At 67.5% G+C, this 20,093-nt stretch carries 14 protein-coding genes; 11 read left to right on the top strand and 3 right to left on the bottom strand.

Going from position 1 to position 20,093, the window contains the following annotated elements; translation table 11 throughout:
* The first annotated feature begins 109 nt into the window (after positions 1 to 109).
* Positions 110 to 1,858 (top strand): T9SS type A sorting domain-containing protein, encoded by a 1,749-nt coding sequence (locus ACYVKQ_RS14775; RefSeq protein ID WP_460676126.1) that lies wholly within the window; start codon positions 110 to 112, stop codon positions 1,856 to 1,858.
* A gap of 233 nt (positions 1,859 to 2,091) precedes the next feature.
* Here ACYVKQ_RS14775 and ACYVKQ_RS14770 read toward each other — a convergent pair whose 3' ends face one another.
* On the bottom strand, positions 2,092 to 3,579 hold the full coding sequence (locus tag ACYVKQ_RS14770; RefSeq protein WP_460676125.1) for a serine hydrolase: 1,488 nt from the start codon (positions 3,577 to 3,579) through the stop codon (positions 2,092 to 2,094).
* Between the two features lie 174 nt (positions 3,580 to 3,753).
* On the opposite strand from ACYVKQ_RS14770, the gene ACYVKQ_RS14765 reads away from it, so the two are divergent.
* From ACYVKQ_RS14765 to ACYVKQ_RS14745, 5 genes are all read left to right on the top strand, one after another.
* Positions 3,754 to 4,401, top strand: coding sequence for an HPP family protein (locus tag ACYVKQ_RS14765; RefSeq protein WP_460676124.1), 648 nt, complete (start codon positions 3,754 to 3,756; stop codon positions 4,399 to 4,401).
* Between the two features lie 480 nt (positions 4,402 to 4,881).
* Positions 4,882 to 8,049 carry a beta strand repeat-containing protein gene (locus ACYVKQ_RS14760; protein ID WP_460676123.1) on the top strand — a complete coding sequence of 1,056 codons (3,168 nt, stop codon included), beginning with the start codon at positions 4,882 to 4,884 and terminating at the stop codon, positions 8,047 to 8,049.
* 36 nt (positions 8,050 to 8,085) lie between these two features.
* Positions 8,086 to 9,525 carry a T9SS type A sorting domain-containing protein gene (locus ACYVKQ_RS14755; protein ID WP_460676122.1) on the top strand — a complete coding sequence of 480 codons (1,440 nt, stop codon included), beginning with the start codon at positions 8,086 to 8,088 and terminating at the stop codon, positions 9,523 to 9,525.
* Between the two features lie 197 nt (positions 9,526 to 9,722).
* The gene (gene poxB, locus ACYVKQ_RS14750) at positions 9,723 to 11,450 is read left to right on the top strand and encodes a ubiquinone-dependent pyruvate dehydrogenase (protein WP_460676121.1); all 1,728 of its coding nucleotides are present in this window, start codon (positions 9,723 to 9,725) and stop codon (positions 11,448 to 11,450) included.
* A 356-nt stretch (positions 11,451 to 11,806) separates the two neighbouring features.
* A complete protein-coding gene (locus tag ACYVKQ_RS14745) occupies positions 11,807 to 12,694 on the top strand; it encodes a transglutaminase-like domain-containing protein (RefSeq protein ID WP_460676120.1) in 888 nt (295 codons plus the stop codon).
* Between the two features lie 97 nt (positions 12,695 to 12,791).
* Here ACYVKQ_RS14745 and ACYVKQ_RS14740 read toward each other — a convergent pair whose 3' ends face one another.
* Both ACYVKQ_RS14740 and ACYVKQ_RS14735 read right to left on the bottom strand, forming a co-directional pair.
* Positions 12,792 to 13,397, bottom strand: coding sequence for a redoxin family protein (locus ACYVKQ_RS14740; RefSeq protein WP_460676119.1), 606 nt, complete (start codon positions 13,395 to 13,397; stop codon positions 12,792 to 12,794).
* Between the two features lie 16 nt (positions 13,398 to 13,413).
* Entirely contained in the window at positions 13,414 to 14,085 is a 672-nt protein-coding gene (locus ACYVKQ_RS14735; RefSeq protein ID WP_460676118.1) for a 4'-phosphopantetheinyl transferase family protein, read from the bottom strand.
* 124 nt (positions 14,086 to 14,209) lie between these two features.
* On the opposite strand from ACYVKQ_RS14735, the gene ACYVKQ_RS14730 reads away from it, so the two are divergent.
* The 5 genes from ACYVKQ_RS14730 (at position 14,210) to ACYVKQ_RS14710 (ending at position 19,877) form a co-directional block, all read left to right on the top strand.
* Positions 14,210 to 15,160 carry a WD40 repeat domain-containing protein gene (locus tag ACYVKQ_RS14730; protein ID WP_460676117.1) on the top strand — a complete coding sequence of 317 codons (951 nt, stop codon included), beginning with the start codon at positions 14,210 to 14,212 and terminating at the stop codon, positions 15,158 to 15,160.
* Positions 15,161 to 15,226: 66 nt separating this feature from the next.
* Positions 15,227 to 16,222, top strand: coding sequence for a DivIVA domain-containing protein (locus tag ACYVKQ_RS14725; RefSeq protein ID WP_460676116.1), 996 nt, complete (start codon positions 15,227 to 15,229; stop codon positions 16,220 to 16,222).
* A gap of 119 nt (positions 16,223 to 16,341) precedes the next feature.
* On the top strand, positions 16,342 to 16,713 hold the full coding sequence (gene folB, locus ACYVKQ_RS14720; RefSeq protein ID WP_460676115.1) for a dihydroneopterin aldolase: 372 nt from the start codon (positions 16,342 to 16,344) through the stop codon (positions 16,711 to 16,713).
* A gap of 262 nt (positions 16,714 to 16,975) precedes the next feature.
* Positions 16,976 to 17,398 carry a BlaI/MecI/CopY family transcriptional regulator gene (locus ACYVKQ_RS14715; protein WP_460676114.1) on the top strand — a complete coding sequence of 141 codons (423 nt, stop codon included), beginning with the start codon at positions 16,976 to 16,978 and terminating at the stop codon, positions 17,396 to 17,398.
* The gene (locus tag ACYVKQ_RS14710) at positions 17,385 to 19,877 is read left to right on the top strand and encodes a M56 family metallopeptidase (RefSeq protein WP_460676113.1); all 2,493 of its coding nucleotides are present in this window, start codon (positions 17,385 to 17,387) and stop codon (positions 19,875 to 19,877) included. Before ACYVKQ_RS14715 ends, ACYVKQ_RS14710 begins: the two co-directional genes overlap by 14 nt.
* Positions 19,878 to 20,093 lie beyond the last annotated feature (216 nt).

The raw sequence follows: 20,093 nt of genomic DNA, 5'->3' as shown, positions 1-20,093 counted from the left end.
ACTACTAGCCGGCTTCGACCCCATTCCGCGAGACAAGCTCATCCCAATGCAACCTTTGCCGCGCGGGCTGCCCCTGAGCAGTAGCGTGAGCTTCCTTATTCCCACTTCTATGTCCTTCGTTGACTCTACGTCGTTTCGCCAGCGGCTGAAGCGCGTCTTTGTGCCCGTCGCAACGGGTATTGCCAGCTGCTTGGCCTCGGCGGGCGCGGCGCAAGCCCAGGCGCCGGACTGGCAGTCGGTGCTCAACACCACCCAGACCGTCGGCAACTCGTCGACGGTGACGGCTACGGCCGTGAATGCCGCTGGCGACGTGTTTCTGGCCGGTACCATCCGCGGCAGCGTCAGCTTCGGCAGCACCGTGGTGAGCAGCACCGGCGGTACCGAGGCTTTCGTGGCGAAGTGGACGCCGGGCCTCGGCTTCCGCTGGGTGCAGCCGCTGGGCGTGTCCACGGTGGCACACGTGGTCGTCAACGGCTCGTCCGTGCTGCTGGCCGGGGCATATTCCGCCGCGTCCGTTCGCTTGGGGACCAGCGTGCTGACCTCGGCGGGCGGCACCGACGGCTACCTGGCCCGGCTGACCGATGCGGGCAGTAGCGCCAGCTTCGACTGGGCACGCAGCCTGGGCGGCAGTGCCGACGACAAAATCTACGCCTTGGCCGCCAGCGGCAGCAGCGTGTACATCGCCGGCGACTTCTACAGCCCAGCCCTAGCCGTGGGCAACACCACGCTCACCAACGCCGGCACCGGCACCAACGACGCCTTCGTGGCCAAGTTCACCGACGCGGGCAGCGCCGGCACGCCGGAGTGGGCCCTGCGCGTCGGCAGCGCCGAGCGCGACGTAGCCACGGCCCTGGCGGTGAGCGGGACCAGCGTGTACCTGGCTGGCTCGTTTTACGGCAGCAGCATCGCCTTGGGCAGCACCAGCCTGCCGAACACGCCCTCGGCGCTGGGCGGCTCCGATGCCTTCGTGGCCAAGCTGACCGACGGCGGCAGCAGCGGCACCTTTACCTGGGCGCAGCACATCGGCGGCGAAGTCTTTGAGGAGGTGTGGGTCCTGGGCGTAAGCGGCAGCAGCGTGTACGCCACCGGCCGCTTCAACAGCCTCACCGCCGCGCTAGGCAGCACCATCCTGGCTAACGCCAGCGGCAGCTTCGACACCTTCGTGGCCAAGCTGACCGACGGCGGCAACACCGGCGCCTTCACCTGGGCCTACCGAGCGGGGGGCACCGGCCACGACGCGGGCTGGGGCGTGGCCGTGCGCGGCAACAGCTTGTACGTTGCCGGCGCCTTTTACAGCGCCACAGCCACCTTCGGCAGCACCACGCTCACCAACGCCAGCTCCCTCGATACCTACGACCTCTTCGTGACCAAGCTCGTGGACGCGGGCAGCAGCGCCAGCTTCAGTTGGGCCCAGCGGGCCGGCGGCACCCAGGACGACGAAGCCCGCAGCCTTGCGCTGGGCGCCAACCGGCTCTACATCGGGGGCTACGTGCAGCCGGAAGCGAGCTTCGGCAGCATGACCTTGCTGGCGCCCGTTGGGGAACGGGTAGCCTATGTGGCCTGGCTAAACGACGCGGCGCTGGCTACTACAGCGCCTGCCTGGGCCGTGGGCTTGCAGCTGTACCCCAACCCGGCCCGCAGCGCCGTCACCGTGCAGCTGCCGGCCGTGCCCGGAGCTAGCCAAGCAACTCTTACCCTCACCGATGCCCTGGGCCGCACCGTACTGACGCAGGCGGCGCCGATGACGGCAGCCGGCAGCCGCACCGAACTGCCGCTGCCGGGATTGTCAGCGGGGCTTTACCACGTGCGCGTTCAGGCCGGCGGGCAGCAGGCCAGCCGCGCGCTGGTAATAGAGTAGAGAATCTGCAGAATAGCCGGGGTGCCACATTTGGGTCTCTGCCTTAAGGAGACAGGCGGCAAACGCGTCGACCTCAACACCAACAAGCACCACGCCCCGGCCGGCCAGCCGGGGCGTGGTGCTTGTTAGCGCGGTGCTGTTAACCCGAAGCGCAGCCCCTCACTCGCCGCCGGCAACGCTCGGGCGTGTGGCCAGGGCAGTGCTTGGCCGTTACGGCTTGGTGCGGGGCGGCCTTAGTGTTGCTGCAGGTACTCCGCGGCCGTGCGGTTCTTCGGGTTCAGGGCCAGGGCGCGGGTGTAGTGCTGGGCGGCCAGCTTCTTGTTGCCCAGGGCGGCGTAGGTTTCGGCCAGGCTGTCGTAGGTGTTGGCACTGGCGGGGTAGAGACGCACGTTGAGCTGAAACACGGCCAGCGCGTCGGCCAGCTGGCCCTGCTCCACCAGGGAGTAGCCCCAGGCATTCACGGCGGCTTCGGGCAGGGCGTAGGCCGGGTCGCGGCGGCGGGCTTTCTTTACTTCTTCCTCCAAGTGGCTGAACCCGCGCTGGCGCAGGGTGCGGTGCAGGGCGCGCAGGGTCGGCGGCAGCCCGAAGCCGTCAGCCACGCGCATGTCGGGCAGGTAGCAGGCGGCCAGCGCATCGATGAACCGCTCGGGGTTGGCGCCCTGCAGGTTGGTGAGGACGACGATGGCCAAGTCGTCCTGGGGGTAGAGGAACACGGCGGAGCGGCCGCCGCCCACCGGCGCCACGGCGGGGTGCTCGGCGCGGTCGACGGTGGGCCAGCCCAGGGCGTAGCCGGTGAGCTTGCCGCCGAAGCTGCGCGTCGTGCCGTCGTTGAGGCGGCCGGGCGTCCAGAGCGTAGGCAGGCTGGCGGGCTGCAGCAGCTTGCCCCGTTGCAGGGCAATCAGCCAGCGGGCCATTTCCTCGGCCGTGGAGCTCATGCCCGCGGCCGTGCGCAGCGAAGGCGGAAACACTTCGAACAGGTTGCGCAGCTGCTTGCCGCGGCGCACCCGCCCGTCGACGTACTGGGTGAAGGTGTAGCCGCGGGCGAGGTGGGGCAGCACGTCGTGGGCGTCGCCGGAAGTGGTGCGGGGCATGCCCACCACGTCGAGCTGGCGCTGTTGGATAAACTGCGCAAAGGGCTGGCCGCTGAGCTTATCGATCAGCTTGCCCAGCAGCAGGTAGTTGGTTTGGTTGTACGCAAACCGCTGGCCGGCCGGGAAGTCCAGCGGCTGCTGCTGCACCTGCTGCCAGGCGGTTTTTTCGTTGTTTTCGGTCACCAGTGCGTCTTCGGGCAGGATGTCGGGCAGGCCGGAGGTGTGCGTGAGCAGCTGCCGCACCGTGGCGGGGTGCCAGGCGGCGGGCAGCTCGGGCAGGTAGCGGCCCACTGGTGCCGCCAGGTCGAGCTGGCCGGCCTCCACCAGCTGCATCACGGCTACGCCCACGAAAGCTTTGGTGATGGAATTCAGGAAAAAGCGCGTTTGCCCGGTTACCGGCACCGAGTCCTGCACGTTGGCCACGCCGTAGTGGGCCACCTTGATGATTTGGCCGTGGCGAACCACCGCCAGCTGCACGCCCGGAATACGCAGCTGCTGCATGGCGCGCTGCACGAGCATATCGACGCTATCGGGAGCGGCGGGCCGGGCCATGACGGAGGTGCTGCTGAGTAGCACGAGCAGCAAGGCGCACGCGCTGTGCAGCCAGAGAGAACGGTAAAATGAATGCATGTAGTAGAGGGGAATGAGGGGAATAAGGTGCCAAAGTAGCCGTTTCGGGCCGTTTCGTTGGGGCAGATGGCTACCCGGGGCAAAGAGTTGCCTGGAGGCCACTGGCCAGTCCGGGCGCCAGCTGTTTATTTTTGCGGCCGGAATACACCGCCGGCCGCGGCTGGCTATTTGTGCATGCGAAGAAGACTGCGGGGCCACGCGCGCCGGATCAAGGTCATCGTTTACGAGGAGACCCTGTTTGATTACCAAGAGCATTTGTGGACGTTTCTGGGCTCGTTTGTCGGCATCGGGCTGATCGGCTTGCTGAACCGCTACGTGCTCGGCCCCCAGGACACGATGTTGTTGGTAGGCTCGTTTGGCGCGTCGTCGGTGCTGATCTACGGCGCCATCAACAGCCCGCTGGCCCAGCCGCGCAACCTCATCGGCGGCCACGTGCTCAGCGCCCTTATCGGCGTGGCGGTGCAGCAATGGGTGGGCGGAGAACTGTGGCTGGCGGCGGCCCTGGCCGTGGCGCTGTCCATCGTGGCCATGCAGATAACCAAAACCCTGCATCCGCCCGGCGGAGCCACCGCGCTGATTGCCAACGTGGGCTCGGCGCAGCTCAAGGCCCTGGGCTATTGGTACGTGCTGATGCCGGTGCTGGCTGGCGTGCTGATTCTACTCGTGGTGGCCCTGGTGTTCAACAACGTCACGGCCACGCGCAGCTACCCCAGAAACAAGCATTGGTACAAGTTTTGGCGCCGCCGCTACCCCAGCGGCCGGCCAAGCCCGGCAGCGGCCGGCGAGCGGACCAAGGCAGTGCAAAACGCCCCGGCCGGCTAGCCGGGGCGTTTGCCGTTTAGCGCAGTGCCACCCACCCAAAGCGTAGCACCTGACTCACCGGCAAAGCTCCGGCGGCGCTGTCACTTGAATGTTGTCGGCCGGTTACGGTTGCGTGATGAAGGCCGGCGCGGGCGTTCGACATGGCCGCTTTAGCCTGACGGCGCCGGGCAGGCTGCCGGGCTGCGCCCCTATGCACGGTCGGTAGGGGTGGCATAGCCCGTTGCCGCCCGGAAGCGGCCAGGAAAAGCGGCGGCGAGAAACAGGTGGGGAGCCAGCCCGGTGGCGCAGGATAATACGGCAAAGGTTAGCTTTTGCCAAGGTCGCAGGGCTAACATGAAAAGGGGAGGAGCGCGCGGCGGTTTGGCCTGAATTCCCAACGGCGCCCCAAACATGCGATACCGCCGCGTGGGGCCCGACGGGACCTTTGTGGCATCGGTGGCCGGACCGCTGTCCGGTGCCTTCCTCCACTTTCTTCCCCGCATGACATTCTCCTCTACTGCCCGCCGCTGGCGCCGGCTGACTTCTTTACTGGGGCTGCTCGGCAGTCTTTCCGTACCGGCCCTGGCCCAAACCCCGGGTGTGGGCATCGGTGCCACCACCTTCACGCCCGATGCCAGCGCGCTGCTGGAGCTGCGCTCCATCACGCAGGGCGTACTGGCCCCGCGCATGACGGCCGCGCAGCGCAACGCCATTGCCAGTCCGGCCCCAGGCCTGCTGGTGTACCAAACCGACGGAGCCCAGCTCGGCCTGTGGCAAAACCAGGGCACCACCACCACGCCCGACTGGCAGCGGGTGGGCGACAACCTGGGCAACCACACCGCCACCCAGCACTTGGTTACGGGCAGCTACGAACTACGGCGCACCAGCACCTCGCCGGGCGTGGGCGTGGGCTCCAACGGCGGGCTGCAGATGGGCATGGCCACCGGCAACAACATCTACCTGGGCTACGACGCGGGCCTCAACACGACGACGGGCCTGTACAACACGTTCATGGGCTACCTGAGCGGCCGTTCGAACACCACCGGTTCCGGCAACGTCTTCTACGGCTTCCACAGCGGCATCAACAACACCAGCGGCTCGGCCAACTACTTCAGTGGTTACCAAGCCGGCCAGAGCAACAACACCGGCCAGTTCAACCACTTCGTGGGCTACCAGAGCGGCTGGGAAAACACCAGCGGCGGTAGCAACTACTTCAGCGGCTTTCAGGCGGGCTACCGCAACACAACGGGCAGCTACAACCAGTTCATCGGCTACCAGGCCGGCTACAGCAATACCACCGGCCAGTACAACCACTTCAGCGGCTTCAACAGCGGCCTGGCCAACCTAACCGGCAACCACAACACGTTCAGCGGCACGTACAGCGGTAACCGCAACACCGTGGGCAGCAGCAACGTGTTCGTGGGCCACGAAAGCGGCGACGACAACACCACCGGCAACAACAACGTGTTTGTGGGGCCGGAAAGCGGCGCCGGCAACGTCACCGGTTCCAATAACTACGCCTTCGGGTACCAGGCCGGGCCCATGGCCGATGGGCTGACCAATGCGGGCGCCATCGGGCACCGGGCCCGGGTCGGGCAGAGCAACTCCCTGGTGCTGGGCGGCACGGGCAGCGACGCCGTGCGGGTGGGCATCGGCACGAGCACGCCCACACAGGCCCTGGAAGTGGCCGGGCAGGTGTACAGCAGCACCGGCGGCTTCCGCTTCCCCGACGGCACGGTGCAAACCACGGCCGCCGCTACGGCCGCACCCGTGACCACCACGGCCAGCAACGGCCTGACCAAAACCGGCAACGACATTGCTCTGGGCGGCGCGCTGACCGCGGCCACGCAACTGGCCATCAACGGCAACAGCCTGGGCTTCATCAACGGCGGGGGCGCGGGCACCGTGGACCAGGTTTCGTACGCGGCCACGGCGGCCGGAAACCCCAGCACGCCTACCTGGCAGACGTTCACGCCCGGCGTTGCGGGGCAGCTTACCCGGTTGGAGCTGCCAATGCGCAGTATAACGGGCGCCTCCATCACCACCGACGTGACGGTGTCGGTGTACAGCGGCGCGACGACCAGTGGCACGCCCGTGGCCGTGGCCACCAAAAGCGCCACCTTTCCCCACACCACGGAGGGCACCACGGTAGCCTTCGACTTCGCCACGGCACCGGCCCTGGTGGCGGGCGCCACATACACCTTCCAGCTGACCGCGCCCACGGCCGTAAGCGCGCGGCAAAGCTGCGAAGGCATTTACCCCGGCGGGCGGGACGCCTTCGCGGCCAGCTGCGACCTGCTGTTTCGCACGTACATGCGCTCCGACGCCTCCACCGTACTGGCCCTGAACGCCACGGGCAACGTGGGCGTGGGCACGGCCGCCCCCACCCAGAAGCTGGAGGTGGCCGGCAGCGTAAAGCTCAGCGGCGCGGGCAACGGCCTGCACTTCCCCGATGGCACGGTGCAAACCACCGCCGCGGCCTCGGGCAGCAGCGCCACGGCCGACAACGGCCTGACCAAAACCGGCAACAACATCGCCTTGGGCGGCGCCCTTACCCAGCCTACGCGGGTAGTGACGGGCACCAACTCCCTGAGCTTCCTCAGCAACGACGGCACCGGCTCCTTCGTCGACCAGGAAAACACCATCGGCAGCGCCGGGGCTTCCATGGGCGGCTGGCAGTCGTTTACGCCGAGCGTGACGGGCGAGCTGATGACCTTCGAAACGGGCTACAACGGGACGGGCTCCACCGTCTTTACCGTGGCACTGCACGCCGGCACGGGCACGGGCAGCACGCCGCTGTACAGCTTCACCCAGCCGACGACCATCCCGACCAACGGCTCGATGACGGTCTTTACCTTCCCGGCGCCGCCTACGGTTACGGCCGGGCAGGTGTACACCGTCTCCGTGATTCCGAGCACGAGCCTCGGAAGCTGGCGCCTGAACTACGCCAATAGCTACGCCGGCGGCCGCAGCTTCAACGCCCCCGACTGGGACCTGGCGTTCCGCACCACCATGCGTACCGGCACCGCCACCACGCTGGCCCTTTCCGGCTCTGGCCAGGTCGGCATCGGCACGGCTGCCCCCACCCAGAAGCTGGAAGTGGCCGGGCAGGTGTACAGCAGCACCGGCGGCTTCCGCTTTCCCGACGGCACGGTGCAAACCACGGCCGCCGTCGCCCCGGCCGCTACCACGGCCAGCAACGGCCTGACCAAAACCGGCGACGACATTGCCCTGGGCGGCACGCTCGCGGCCAATACCGTGGTGATTCAGGCCAATAAGTCGTTCAGCTTCACGGGCGGCAACGTGGGCCTCGCCGTCAACAGCTCTGCCGAAGTGACCAGCCCGGTAACGGTCGGCAGCGCCCTGGCCGTGCCGTTCGTCGAAACCAGCACGGGCAGCAGCCTGACCCTGACCTCGCTGCACCACACCGTGCGCCGCGTGAACTCGTGCAACGCCATCACGCTGCCAGACCCGAGCACCTGCCGCGGCCGCGTGTACACCCTGATCAACTCGACCGCCGGCGGCACGACGAACCTGACCCTGACAGTTTCGGGCGGCGCCAGCATCTACGACGATGTGCTGGGCAGCGCCGTCAGCACCCTGGCCAGCGCCAAACGCCTGACGGTGCAGAGCAGCGGCACGACGTGGATTGTCATCAGCCGCGATTAAGCCCTGTTTCGCGTGCAAAACCTACCATACATCCCCGTGAATCGGCTCCTGCTGGCGGCCGCCGGCCTGGGCCTGAGTTGCTCCGCGGGCGCCCAATCCATCACCAACCACGGCGCACACCTGACGGTGCAAGTCGGAACTACCTTATCGGTGCCCGACTCGCTGCTGAACCGCGCCGGCAGCCAGCTCGCCAACGCCGGCACCCTGCAGCTGGGGCGTACGCTGAGCAACGGCGGTACGCTCACCTCCGCCGGGCTGGTGCGCTTCGGCGGCAGCGGGCGCCAGCGCCTAGTGCCCGGCGGGGCCGCGCTGGCCCGGCTCGAAGTAAACAACGCCGGCGCCGTGGGCCAGAACGTGCTCGTGGTGACCGACCACCTGACCATCACCCAGGAATTGCGCCTCACCGGGGGCCTCGTGCGCACCCCGGCGGCCCGCACCATCAGCCTGCCCGACGGCGCCTCCGTCGTGGGAGAAGGCGCGGGGCGCTACGTGCAGGGCAACCTGCGCGTGACCCGCAGCTCCGTGGCCGGCCCCGTGGATTTCGGCCACGGAGCTGCGGTGGACGGCACCGGGCAGGACTTGGGAACGGTGAGCATTACGCGCACGGCTGGCCTGCAGGTGGCGGGCAGCAGCTACGGCACCCAGTTGGGGGCCGGCACCCGCGGCATCGACCGGATCTGGACCATCGAAGCGGCCCAGCAGCCCACGGCGCCGGTGCCCCTTACGCTCAGCTGGCCCGCCGACGACGACAACGGCCTGGGCAGCTTCGCGCCGGCGCAGGTGTGGCGGCAGGCCGGCAGCCAGGATGCCTGGCTGCCCGTTGGGCCCCTGCAGAACGGCTCGGCGCGCAGCCTGAGCACCAGCACCACGGCCTTCGGGCGCTTCACGGTCAGCAACGCGGCCAACCCGCTGCCGGTCGTGCTGCTGAGCTTCGACGCGGAGCGGGACGGCAAGGATGCGCTGCTGCGCTGGACCACGGCCCAGGAAAAGAACAGCGCCTACTTCGAGGTGGAAAGCAGCCTCGACGGACGTACTTTCCGCGCCCTGGGCCGCGTGGCGGGCCGTGGCACCACCACCCAGCGCTCAGACTACTCGTTTACTGACCCCAACCTGGCCCGCTACGCCGCCGAAACGGTGTACTACCGCCTGCGACAGGTCGATGAGGACGGCACGGCCGCCCTCTCGCCGGTGCGCCCGGTGCTGGCGCCGTTGGAAGCCGGGCTGGTGGTCCAGGCTGCCCCAAACCCCTTTGAGGCGGCCGGCCTGCGCGTGCTGATGCGCGCGGCGCAGCCGGGGCCAGCTACGCTCACCCTGACCGATGCCGTGGGGCGGACCCTGCTCACGCAGGCGGCGCACCTGACGAAGGGCGCCAACGAGCTGGCCCTGCCCCAAGCCGGGCGGCTGCCCGAGGGCGTGTACCTGCTGCGCCTGCAGCAAGGCCACGAAGTGCAGGTATTGAAAGTCGTACGCCGGTAAGCGGCGCGCTCTTCCGGCGTTCCAAGGTGCCCCGGCCGCAAGGTCGGGGCATTCTTTTGGGCGTCGGAGCGGCCGGCCCGGTGTGCAGAAGAGGCGTGCGGCAAGGCTGGGAGCCCGCCAAGCCGGCGCAGGCGCTGCTGCCGCACGCCCTTCCGGCCATCCTGCCGTATAGCCTTCGACCGCAACCCCTGAATGCTATGGCCAAAACTGTCTCTGAAATCATTGTGGATAGCCTGATTGCCGCCGGCGTGAAGCGCGTGTACGGCGTGGTGGGCGACTCCCTGAACGGCATCACCGACGTTATTCGCGCCCGCGACGGCATCGAGTGGATACACGTGCGCAACGAGGAAGCCGGCGCTTTTGCGGCCGGGGCCGAAGCCCACCTGACGGGCACGCTGGCCGTGTGCGCGGGCTCCTGCGGGCCCGGCAACACCCACCTCATCAACGGCCTCTACGACTGCCACCGCAGCCGCGTGCCGGTGCTGGCCCTGGCCGCCCAGATTCCCAGTGCCGAAATCGGGACGGGCTACTTTCAGGAAACCCACCCTGAAACCACGTTCAAGGAATGCAGCGCCTACTGCGAGCTGCTCTCGCAGCCCACGCAGGCCGTGCGCATGACCGAAGCTGCCATTCAGACGGCCCTGAGCCAGCGGGGCGTGGCCGTGCTGGTGGTGCCCGGCGACGTGAGCCACGAGAAAGTACCCGATGCGCCCGCGGTGCGCCTGCCAGTGCTCGGCCGGCGCGCCACGCTGCGCCCCGCCGAGGCCGATGTGCAGCAGGCAGCCGTGCTGCTCAACGAGGCCGGCAGCGTCACCATCATGGCCGGGGCGGGCTGCGCCGAAGCCCACGCCGAGCTGCTGCAGGTGGCCGAAGCCTTGGGCGCGCCCATCGTGCACGCGCTGCGCGGCAAGGAGTACGTGGAGCCCAACAACCCCTACGACGTGGGGCTGACCGGCCTGCTGGGGTTCAGCTCGGGCTACGAGGCGCTGATGAGCTGCGACGCGCTGCTCATGCTCGGCTCGGACTTCCCGTACGCCCAGTTTCTGCCCCAGGACGTGCGCGCCGTGCAGGTCGACATCCGGGCCGAGCACATCGGGCGGCGCACCCGCGTGGAGGTGGGCCTGGTGGGCGACGTGGCCGAAACCCTGCGCCTGCTGCTGCCCCGGCTCACGCCCAAAACCGACCGCCGCCACCTCGATCAGGCGCTGGAAAACTTCCGCGCCACCCGCCGCAGCCTCGACGAGCTGGCCACCGGCGAGCCGGGCGACACGAGCATGCACCCGCAGTACCTCACCCGCCTGCTCGACCAGCAGGCGGCGCCGGACGCCCTCTTCACCTGCGACGTGGGCACGCCCACCGTGTGGGCGGCCCGCTACCTGCGCATGAACGGGCAGCGCCGCCTCATCGGCTCATTCAACCACGGCAGCATGGCCAACGCCTTGCCGCAAGCCATCGGGGCGCAGCTGGCCGCGCCCGGGCGGCAGGTGCTGGCCATGGCCGGCGACGGGGGGCTGGCCATGCTGCTGGGCGAGCTGCTGACGCTGCGCCAACTGCAGCTGCCGGTCAAGATCGTGGTGTACAACAACGGCAGCTTGGCTTTCGTGGAGCTGGAAATGAAAGCGGCGGGCATCCTGAGCTACGGCACCGAGCTGGACAACCCCAACTTTGCCGCCCTGGCCGAAGCCGCCGGCCTGCGCGGCATCCGCGTGACCGACCCGGCCGCGCTGCCCGCCGCCCTGGCCGAGCTGCTGGCCCACCCCGGCCCGGCCCTGCTCGACGCGGTGGTGAAACGCACCGAGCTGTCGATGCCGCCCACCATCGAGGCCAGCCAGGTGAAGGGCTTCAGCCTTTACGCCCTGAAAGCCATCATGAGCGGCCGCGGCGACGAGCTGCTGGAGCTGGCCAAAACCAATCTGCTGCGGTAGAAAACGCGCGTTTCTTGGCCAATACCTGCGGGCGGAACCCGGAAACGTTCTGGCCGCATCAGACCTGATAGACGTACAGCCCCGCACCGTGACCCAACGCTGAGCCGCCGTTGCTTACGCTTGGCACGAAGAAGAAAAGCCGCCGTGCGGGTGACGCGCGAATGCCGGGAGGAGCCTTTTAGGTCACGCGCCGGCCGAGGAATGCTGGGCGGATTTACGCCTCCCCGCTGAACATTCCAGCCCCCGAATACTGTTAATTCCCTTCCCACGGCCTGGGCGAAGCCGCGCCGGTTGCGTTTATTTGTATTCCTACGGAATCCGCGTAGCTGCCGGAAGCCGGTCCGTTTGCTCCTTACATGACCAATAAAGAACTCAAGGCCCTCATTTCGCTGCTCGACGACGCCGAACTCCGGCCGCAGATCGAGGAGCGTATCCACGAGCTGGGCGAAAGCGTCGTACCGTTTCTGGAAGAAGCCTGGGAGGAAACCCTCGACCCGGAGCAGCAGCAGCGCCTGGAAGAGCTGATTCACAACTTGCAGTTTGCGGGCCTGCAGGAGCGCCTGCGCGTGTGGCGCGACTCGGGCGGCGAAAACCTGCTGGAGGGCATGTGGCTGATCAACTCGTACCAGTACCCCGACGCCGACTTGCAGGCCCTGAACCGCGCCATCGAGCAGCTGCGCTACGAAGCCTGGACGCTGATGTCGCCCGAGATGGGCCCCATCGACCAGGTGCGGGCCCTGAACCACGTGCTGTTCAAGGTGCACCGCTTCGCGGCCAACACCCAGAACTTTCACGCGCCGGCCAACTCCATGCTGCATCTGGTGCTCGAAACGCGCCGCGGCAACCCGCTCACGCTCTGCGTGATTTACCTGCTGGTGGCTCAGCGCCTGAAGCTGCCGGTGTTCGGGGTGAACCTGCCCAACCTCTTTATCCTCACCTACCGACCCGAGCAGGAGCAGATACCGGCGTTCTACATCAACTGCTACAACCGCGGCCTGATCCTGACGCGCACCGACATCGAGCATTACGTGGCGCAGCTGAACCTGCCCGCCAACAGCATCTTCTTCGAGCCTTGCTCGCACCTCGACATCGTGCGTCGCGCCCTGCGCAACCTGGCCGTGAGCTTCGAAAAGATGCAGGAGCCTGCCAAAGCCGCCGAAGTCAGCAAGCTGCTGGCCATCCTGACCGGCGACGAAACGCCGGTGCTGCCACCCGCCGAGGAAGGCGAGCCGGACGAGGAATAGCGCGCCCACCGCGCCGGAATCTGCCCTTAACGCCGAAGCGCCGCTACTCTCCTTGCTGACGGGAGAGTAGCGGCGCTTCGGCATTGGGGAGTGGCCGTTAGTTTTTATTAATGCGGCAGCCGTAGGCCGTTTTGCTGGCAATGGGCGCCGTTTGGCCCGCCAGCACCGCGTCCAGCGCGCTTTTCAGGTAACGGTCCTTCACGTGGGCCTCCATCTGCGGATTGTCGTCGATGGCGCCGCGGTAGCGCACCGTGAAGCCCCCGCTGACGGGCTGCAGCACCACCACCTCAGGCGTCTTGGACACGCCGAGCAGTGCAACCGTTTTCAGGCCTTCGTCGGTCAGGTAGGTGGCCTCGCCGCTGCTGGTTTTCATCTTGACCTTATCGGCTTCCATCGCCTCGGCGGTCTGTTCCAGGTTGATGGGCGCCGTCACGAACAGAAATTCCACGCCCTTGCCGGCGTAGGCGCTGGTGAGGGCGTTGAGGCGCGGCTGGTAGAGCCGCGAAAACGGGCAGGCGGGATTGGTGAACACCACCACCACCGCCTTTTGCCCGGCCAGCGAGCTGAGCGTCAGGGCCGAGTTGTCGGGGCGCTGCAGGGTGAAGTCCGAAACGATGGCCGTTTGGGCCCGGGCCGAGGTGGCCACCACGGTGGCCGTGATGAGCAGGGCGGCGGCGAGCAGGGAAAGTCGACGAAAAGACATATTGTGGGGCTGAAGATCAGCAGGAAGAGTCGGGGGAGAGAGTCCAGGTGAGTACGCAGCCGGAAGGTAGCTGCTCGTAGCCGAGCTGGTGGCGGGAAGGAGCTTCGTCGGGGGGCCGCAGGTGGCCGGTAAGCGCGCCCGCCGGGTGCAACGCGAAAGGCTCCAGCTGAATGTGCTCCTTGAACAGCAGCCGGCGGCGGCTGTGGAGCTTGTAAAGCGTTTCCTTGGCGCTCCAGTAAAGGCTGTGTTTTACATCATCGGGGCCGGCGTCCAGCAACTCGCTTTCGGATAGAAACTTGAATGCCAGTTGCCGGGCTTTGGGCCGCACTTGTTCAACATCTATGCCAACGCGCCCGCGCGGGGTGAGCAGCGCCGCCACCCACTCGCCGGAGTGCGAGAGCGACACGCCGAAATCGGGCAGACCGGGGATGAGCGGCTGCCCGGTGGCCGCGTCGTTGCGGATCAGGGCCGGCGTCGGCGTCAGTTCGCGCAGCAGGGCGTGGGCCAGGGCGCGGCCGGCCAGCCACTGCCGCGGGCGCTGCGGGTCGCGGCCCGTGGGCAGCAGGGCCGCGTACTGGGCCGCCGCGGGCAGCTGAGCGAGTAGTTCCTCGGCGGGCTCAGTTAGGTGCCAGAGGCCCAGCAGGGCCGGGGCGGCGGTGGGCAGCGCAGTAAGGCGGTGAAGCGGCACGGCAGGAGGGGTGGAGCGGGGTTGCAGGAAGCGAATTTAGCAGCCACGGGCGCACGGGCCGGCCGCGGGCCGTACTTTCGCGCCGCCGCGGCCCGGAAGCGCGGCCCCGCTTACCCCCGTGTCGATGAACGTAGCGCCCCGCCCGCAAGTGCAGAAACTGGCCGCCCTGACCGGGCACCGCGACTGCGTGTACGCCCTGGCCGGCCACCCCGCCGAAGCGACGTTCTTCTCCGCCGGCGCCGACGGGCTGGTGGTAGCCTGGAACGTGGATGAGCCCACCGAGGACGGGCAGCTGGTGGCCCGCGTCGAAAACTCGGTGTACGCGTTGCACTACGAGCCCGCCCGGCAGCTGCTCATCTTGGGCCACAATTACCAGGGCGTGCAGGTCATCGATCTGCGCGACAAAGCCCTGCGGCACGCCACCGCCCTGCCGCCCGCGGCCATCTTCGATCTGGCGTATTCCGAGCCGCGGCAGCGCCTGTACGTGGCCCTCGGCGACGGCACGCTGGCCGTGCTGCGCACCACCGATTTCGGGGTGGAGAAGCTGCTGCGCCTCAGCGACAAGAGCCTGCGCTGCCTGAGCCTGCACGAAGAACGCGGCGAGCTGGCCGTGGGCGGCTCCGACCACCGCCTGCGCGTGCTCGACGCGGATTCTCTGCAGGTAAAGCATACGCTCACGGACGCTACCAACTCCGTGTTCACCGCCGCTTACAGCCCCGATGGCCGCCTCTACAGCGCCGGCCGCGACGCCCACCTGCGGGTGTACGATGCCCTGCAGGGCTACGCGGAGGTGTTCACGGTGGTGGCGCACCTGTTTACCATCAACCACCTCACCTTCAGCCCCGATGGGCAGCAGCTGGCCACCTGCAGCATGGACAAAAGCATCAAGCTGTGGGACGCGGCTTCGGGCCGCCTGCTGCGCGTGGTCGACCGGGCGCGGCACGCCGGGCACGGCACCTCGGTGAACCGGCTGTTTTGGTCGGGGCGGCAGAATCGGCTAGTTTCGTGTAGCGACGACCGCAGCCTGGCCGTATGGCAAATTTTGGAGGAGCCAGGCGAGCGAAGCCAACCGTGAGCGGGCCTGTACGCCTGCCTGCCGCTCCGGCTTCCTCCCCCTGGCTACCAGCTTCCCCTGAACCCTATGAAAATCACCGCTCTCGATATCCGGCAGAAGACCTTTGAGCGCGCCTTCCGCGGCGTCGACAAAGACGAAGTAGACGGTTTCTTGCTCACCCTCTCGCAGCAATGGGAGCGAATGACCGACGAAAACCGCGAGCTGCGCCGGCAGTTGGAGCAGGCTCAGCAGGACGTGCAGCGCATGCGCGAGGTGGAAACGTCGCTGTACCGCACCCTCAAAACGGCCGAAGATACGAGCACTAGCATCGTGGACCAGGCCCAGAAGTCGGCCGAGCTGAAGCTGCGTGAGGCCCAGATCGAGGCGGAGCAGCTGCTCTCGGAGGCCCGGCAGAAGGCCCGCACCGTGGTGGAAGAGGCCTACAAGCAGGCCGAAAAAGCCATTGCCGACATGCAGGGTGAAGTGCAGGTGCTCGGCAAGGAACACTTGCGGCTGGAAGGCGTGTACGACGGCCTCGTGCGCGACCTGCAGCAGCTCACGGCCGGCGTGCAGCAGAAAGTGGAGCAGGCCCAGCAGCGGCCGCGCGGTACCGTCGAGGCCATCCTTTCCAAGGCCGCCAGCGTAAAGGTTACCCGTGAGGAACCCGCCTCGCCCGCAACCGATACCCCCATGTACGTGCCTGCTCCTTCCGCTGCTTCTGCTGCCCATATCCCTGCCACGGCACCCGCTTCGGGCGCTGGGTCCATTGGCTTCGAGCCCAGCAGCCGGCCCATTGGCCCGCAGCCCGGCAAGCAGCCCCAGCCCGGTTCGCCTTCCCACCCCGAAATCAGCCCCCGGGAGCCTTACGAAAACCCCGGCGTGGCCGAGCCCGGCCGCATTCACCAGCCCGAGCCCGCGCACGTGCCCAACCCCGTGGAGCCGCGCATCGAGCCCACGCAGCCGGACATTCAGCCGGTGGGGCCGCCTTCGCCCGAAATAGCGCCGCAGCCCACGCCGCACCCCGGTTTTGCCACCGTGCCGGCTACGGCGGAGGCAGAGAAATCTTTCTTCGACGAAATTTAATTCGCCGGGCGAGTCAGCACCGCCGAAGCCTGCCTCCCGGGGTGGGCTTCGTTGTTAATCAGCCGGGCGCGGCCAAAGCGTCGCCCGGCTTACCGTTTCACCACCTCACCATTTCCCGCATGGGCCAGATTGCACTGGAAGGACTGGAGTTTTTTGCGTTTCACGGCTACTACGACGAGGAGCAGAAAATCGGCAACAAATACGGCGTGGACCTGCGCGTGCGCACCAACCTGTACCGCGCCGGCAGCACCGACCACCTCTCCGAGACGGTGAACTACGAGCTCCTGTACCGGGTGGTGACCGAGGAAATGCAGGCGCCCGCCCGGCTGCTGGAGCACCTGGCCCACCGCATCATCGACCGGATTCTGCACGAGTTCGGCCATGTGCGCTGGGTGGAGGTGAGCGTATCCAAGTTCAACCCCCCCGTCGGCGGCATTTGCCAGCGGGCCCGCGTCACGCTGAAGCGCAAGCGGCCCCAGCCAGCCATGTAACGCGGCCTTCGCCACCTTGCTCTTACCGGGCGCGTCATGTTCATCGTGGCGCGCCCGGTGGCGTTCTTAGAGCGGCTTATTGAGTTGTTTGTTGTTGATCATTAGTTTATTAGCAGCGGTTGGTTATTTTCAATATTGACGCAGCCATTGGAGGCCGGCAGCGTCTGTTTTGAGCTTAGACGAAATATTTCGTAGCAAAAACTTGACATCTACGACGTGTTTCGTATATGTTTGCTACGAAGACATTCGTAAGTATCCGGCAATGACCAACAAGAACATACCGCGCCCGACGGAATCGGAGCTGGAAATCCTGCAAGTGCTGTGGCAACAAGGCCCCAGCACGGTGCGCTTCGTCAACGACGAGTTGAGCAAGCGCCGCGACGTGGGCTACACCACCACGCTGAAGTTGTTGCAGCTGATGCACGAAAAGGGCATCGTGGTGCGCGACGACTCCAGCCGCACCCACGTGTACCGCCCGGCCCTGCGCGAGCAGGAAACCCAGGGGCAGCTGATCGACCGGCTGCTGGAGGCGGCCTTCGGCGGCTCGGCCCTCAAGCTCGTGCAGCAGGCCCTGGGCAACCGCCGCACCACCCGCGAAGAGCTGGATCAGATCCGCGACCTGCTCGACAACATCGACGACCAACACAAACCATCCTCAACCGACGCCCCCGATGAACTGGCTTGAGACCCTGCTGACGCCCGCGCTGGTTCGCGCCGTCGGCTACACCATTCTGCATTCCCTGTGGCAGGGGGCCGTCGTGGCGCTGGCCCTGGCGGGGCTGATGCTGGTCCTGCGCCGGCACTCGGCGCAAGTGCGCTACCGCGTTACGGCCGGCGCCCTCGGCCTCGTGCTGTTGCTGGCGGGCGTCACGTTTCTGCGCTACTACTGGTCGGCGCTGCCGCTGAATGCCGCGCCGGATGCCGCGGCCTCGTACACGACCTTCAGCGCCGCCGAGGCCGCCGCGCCGGTGGCCGTGGCCGCTGAGGGGCCGCTGAGCGCCAAAGCCGTGCTCCGGTACCTGGAGCAGCACCTGCCCTTGCTCGTCACGCTCTGGTTTCTGGGCCTGCTGACCATGACCCTGCGCCTGCTCGGCGGGCTGGCCTACGTGCAGCGCCTGCGCCACTACGGCACCCGCCCGCTGGGCCTGCTCTGGCAAAATCGCCTCAACCACCTCGCCGAGCGCGTCGGCCTGCACAAGCCGGTGCAGCTGCTGGAGTCGTCCCTGGTGCGCGTGCCGGTGGTGGTGGGCCACCTGCGGCCCATGATTCTGCTGCCGCTGGGCGCCGTGGCCGGCCTCTCGGCCCTGCAGCTCGAAGCCATCCTGGCCCACGAGCTGGCCCACGTGGTACGCCGCGACTACCTGATCAACCTGCTGCAGTCGGTGGCGGAAATCCTGCTGTTCTACCACCCGGCCGTGTGGTTTCTGACGGCCACGCTGCGCACGGAGCGCGAAAACTGCTGCGACGACGTGGCCGCTTCGCTCTGCGGCGACCCGCTGGTGCTGGCCCGCGCTCTGGCCGCCCTGGCCGAGCTGGGCCTGGAGCGCGCCGTGGCTCCGCGCCTGACCATGGCGGCCGTGGGCCCGAAAGGCTCCTTGCTGGGCCGCGTACGCCGCCTGGTGCAGGGCCGCACCGCCCCCACATTCACAGAAGGCTTTATGGCCGCCTGCGTGGTAATGGTCGGGCTGCTGTTGCTCTCCTTCACCGCCGCTGCCGCCCTGGCCAACCCGCGCTTCGCCGAGGCCCCGCGCCTGCTACGCGCTACCGTGTTGCGCCCCTTCATCGGCGTGGCCGCCGTGCCTGTGCCCGAAGCCGTGTGCGACGAGGAGCCCCGGGTGCCAGAGGCCTGGGAGGTATCATTGCGGCCGGAACTGACCCCCGCCGCCCCCGCCGACGAAGACGAGCCCAAGCGCAAGCGCAAAACCAAAGGCAGCAGCCAGCAGGTGGTGGTGGTCGACGGCGCCGGTCGCCGCGGGCAGCCGGGTACCGTGATTATTGAAAAAGACCGGAAGGGCCGCGTCACGGATATGTACGTGAACGGCCAGCGCGTGGAAGCTGGCGCCACCGAGCAGCGCGGCGGCAAGGACAAAGGCAGCAGCCGCACCCAGGTCGTGCAGGTGCCGGGCACGACGTACACCTACGTAGGCCCCGGCGACTACAAGTTCAACTACCGTGCGGGCCAGGCCTTCAACGAAGCCGAACTGCGCGCGCAGATGAAGGCGCTGGAGCTGAGCCTGGGCCAGCTGGACCGGCTGCACGGCCTGAGCGCGGGCAGCAATTGGCACCAGACGCACCGCGACGCGCTGGCTTCGGCCGAAAAGTCGCTACGCGCCGCTAGCCAGGACCGGGCCCTGACCGAGCAAGAGCGTGAAAAGATCGAGGCGGCCCTGGAACGGGTGCGCGAGCAGCGCGACGAACTGCACGAGCGCGAAGCCGAGCAGCGCGAGGAGCAGAACCGCCTGCGCGACGAGGCCCGGGCCGAACGCGACCGGCTGCGCGCCGAGCGCGACCGGGAGCGGGCCGAGCGGGACCGGGAACGGGCCGAGCGCACCCGCCGCACCGAGGACGCGATGATCAGTGAAATGCAGAAGGATGGGCTGATCAAGGACCGCTCGGTGTTTCAACTGACGCTGACCGCCCGCGACCTGGTGGTAAACGGGCAAAAGCAGCCGGAAGCCGTGGCCAGCAAGTACCGCAAGATGTACGAAGAGGGCACCGGCCGCACCATCGGCGAGTCGGGCTCGGTGATGCTGAGCGTCAACGGCAGCAACGTGAACCGCATCTACACCAGCAACTCCAGCTCCGACCGGTGGGCCCCCGTGCCGCCGGTACCGCCCGTGCCGCCAGTAGGGGCGGTGGCTCCGGTGCCGCCCGTGCCGCCGGTCGGTGCCGCGCCGCGGGCTCCCCGCCCCCCCCGGGCGCCGCGGGCGCCCCGCTTCTCGGGCAGCAGCACCAGCGTAAACGGGGTGAACCTGACCGAGCAGCTGCGCCAGGACGGGTTGATCGGGCCGGAGGAGCGGAGCTACCAGTTCCGCCTGAACGGCAGCGAAATGCTGGTGAACGGCAAGAAACAGCCCGCCGCCACGGCCGACAAATACCGCAAGCTGATGGGCGGCGACAAAGGTGAGAAAGTCAACATGAACATCACCATCAACGCCGACTAAAGCCTGGGTACCACTGCGGGCCGGCCGGGACAAGCTCTCGGCCGGCCCGCAGTGTGTTTGTTCAGGTAGTATATTTCCGGGTTCTGTGCAGGACAATATAAATTCTGGGGAGCCAAAGCAACGCTTGCCTTGCCGCTTACATCTATCGCGCACTTCCCCGCACCGCTCCCCGTCTCCCCTTATTCCATGCTGATTCGTACGCTCTTATTCTTGCTG

It is taken from the genome of Hymenobacter coalescens, assembly GCF_054783195.1.
This window is presented reverse-complemented; position numbering and strand designations above follow the sequence as displayed.

Bases quoted from the DNA above. Each gene is read 5' to 3' on its own strand.
- folB (WP_460676115.1), top strand. From the start codon at position 16,342: ATGGGCCAGATTGCACTGGAAGGACTGGAGTTTTTTGCGTTTCACGGC.
- ACYVKQ_RS14710 (WP_460676113.1), top strand. From the start codon at position 17,385: ATGAACTGGCTTGAGACCCTGCTGACGCCCGCGCTGGTTCGCGCCGTC.
- ACYVKQ_RS14715 (WP_460676114.1), top strand. From the start codon at position 16,976: ATGACCAACAAGAACATACCGCGCCCGACGGAATCGGAGCTGGAAATC.
- poxB (WP_460676121.1), top strand. From the start codon at position 9,723: ATGGCCAAAACTGTCTCTGAAATCATTGTGGATAGCCTGATTGCCGCC.
- ACYVKQ_RS14770 (WP_460676125.1), bottom strand. From the start codon at position 3,579: ATGCATTCATTTTACCGTTCTCTCTGGCTGCACAGCGCGTGCGCCTTG.
- ACYVKQ_RS14730 (WP_460676117.1), top strand. From the start codon at position 14,210: ATGAACGTAGCGCCCCGCCCGCAAGTGCAGAAACTGGCCGCCCTGACC.
- ACYVKQ_RS14725 (WP_460676116.1), top strand. From the start codon at position 15,227: ATGAAAATCACCGCTCTCGATATCCGGCAGAAGACCTTTGAGCGCGCC.
- ACYVKQ_RS14765 (WP_460676124.1), top strand. From the start codon at position 3,754: ATGCGAAGAAGACTGCGGGGCCACGCGCGCCGGATCAAGGTCATCGTT.
- ACYVKQ_RS14775 (WP_460676126.1), top strand. From the start codon at position 110: ATGTCCTTCGTTGACTCTACGTCGTTTCGCCAGCGGCTGAAGCGCGTC.
- ACYVKQ_RS14740 (WP_460676119.1), bottom strand. From the start codon at position 13,397: ATGTCTTTTCGTCGACTTTCCCTGCTCGCCGCCGCCCTGCTCATCACG.
- ACYVKQ_RS14745 (WP_460676120.1), top strand. From the start codon at position 11,807: ATGACCAATAAAGAACTCAAGGCCCTCATTTCGCTGCTCGACGACGCC.
- ACYVKQ_RS14760 (WP_460676123.1), top strand. From the start codon at position 4,882: ATGACATTCTCCTCTACTGCCCGCCGCTGGCGCCGGCTGACTTCTTTA.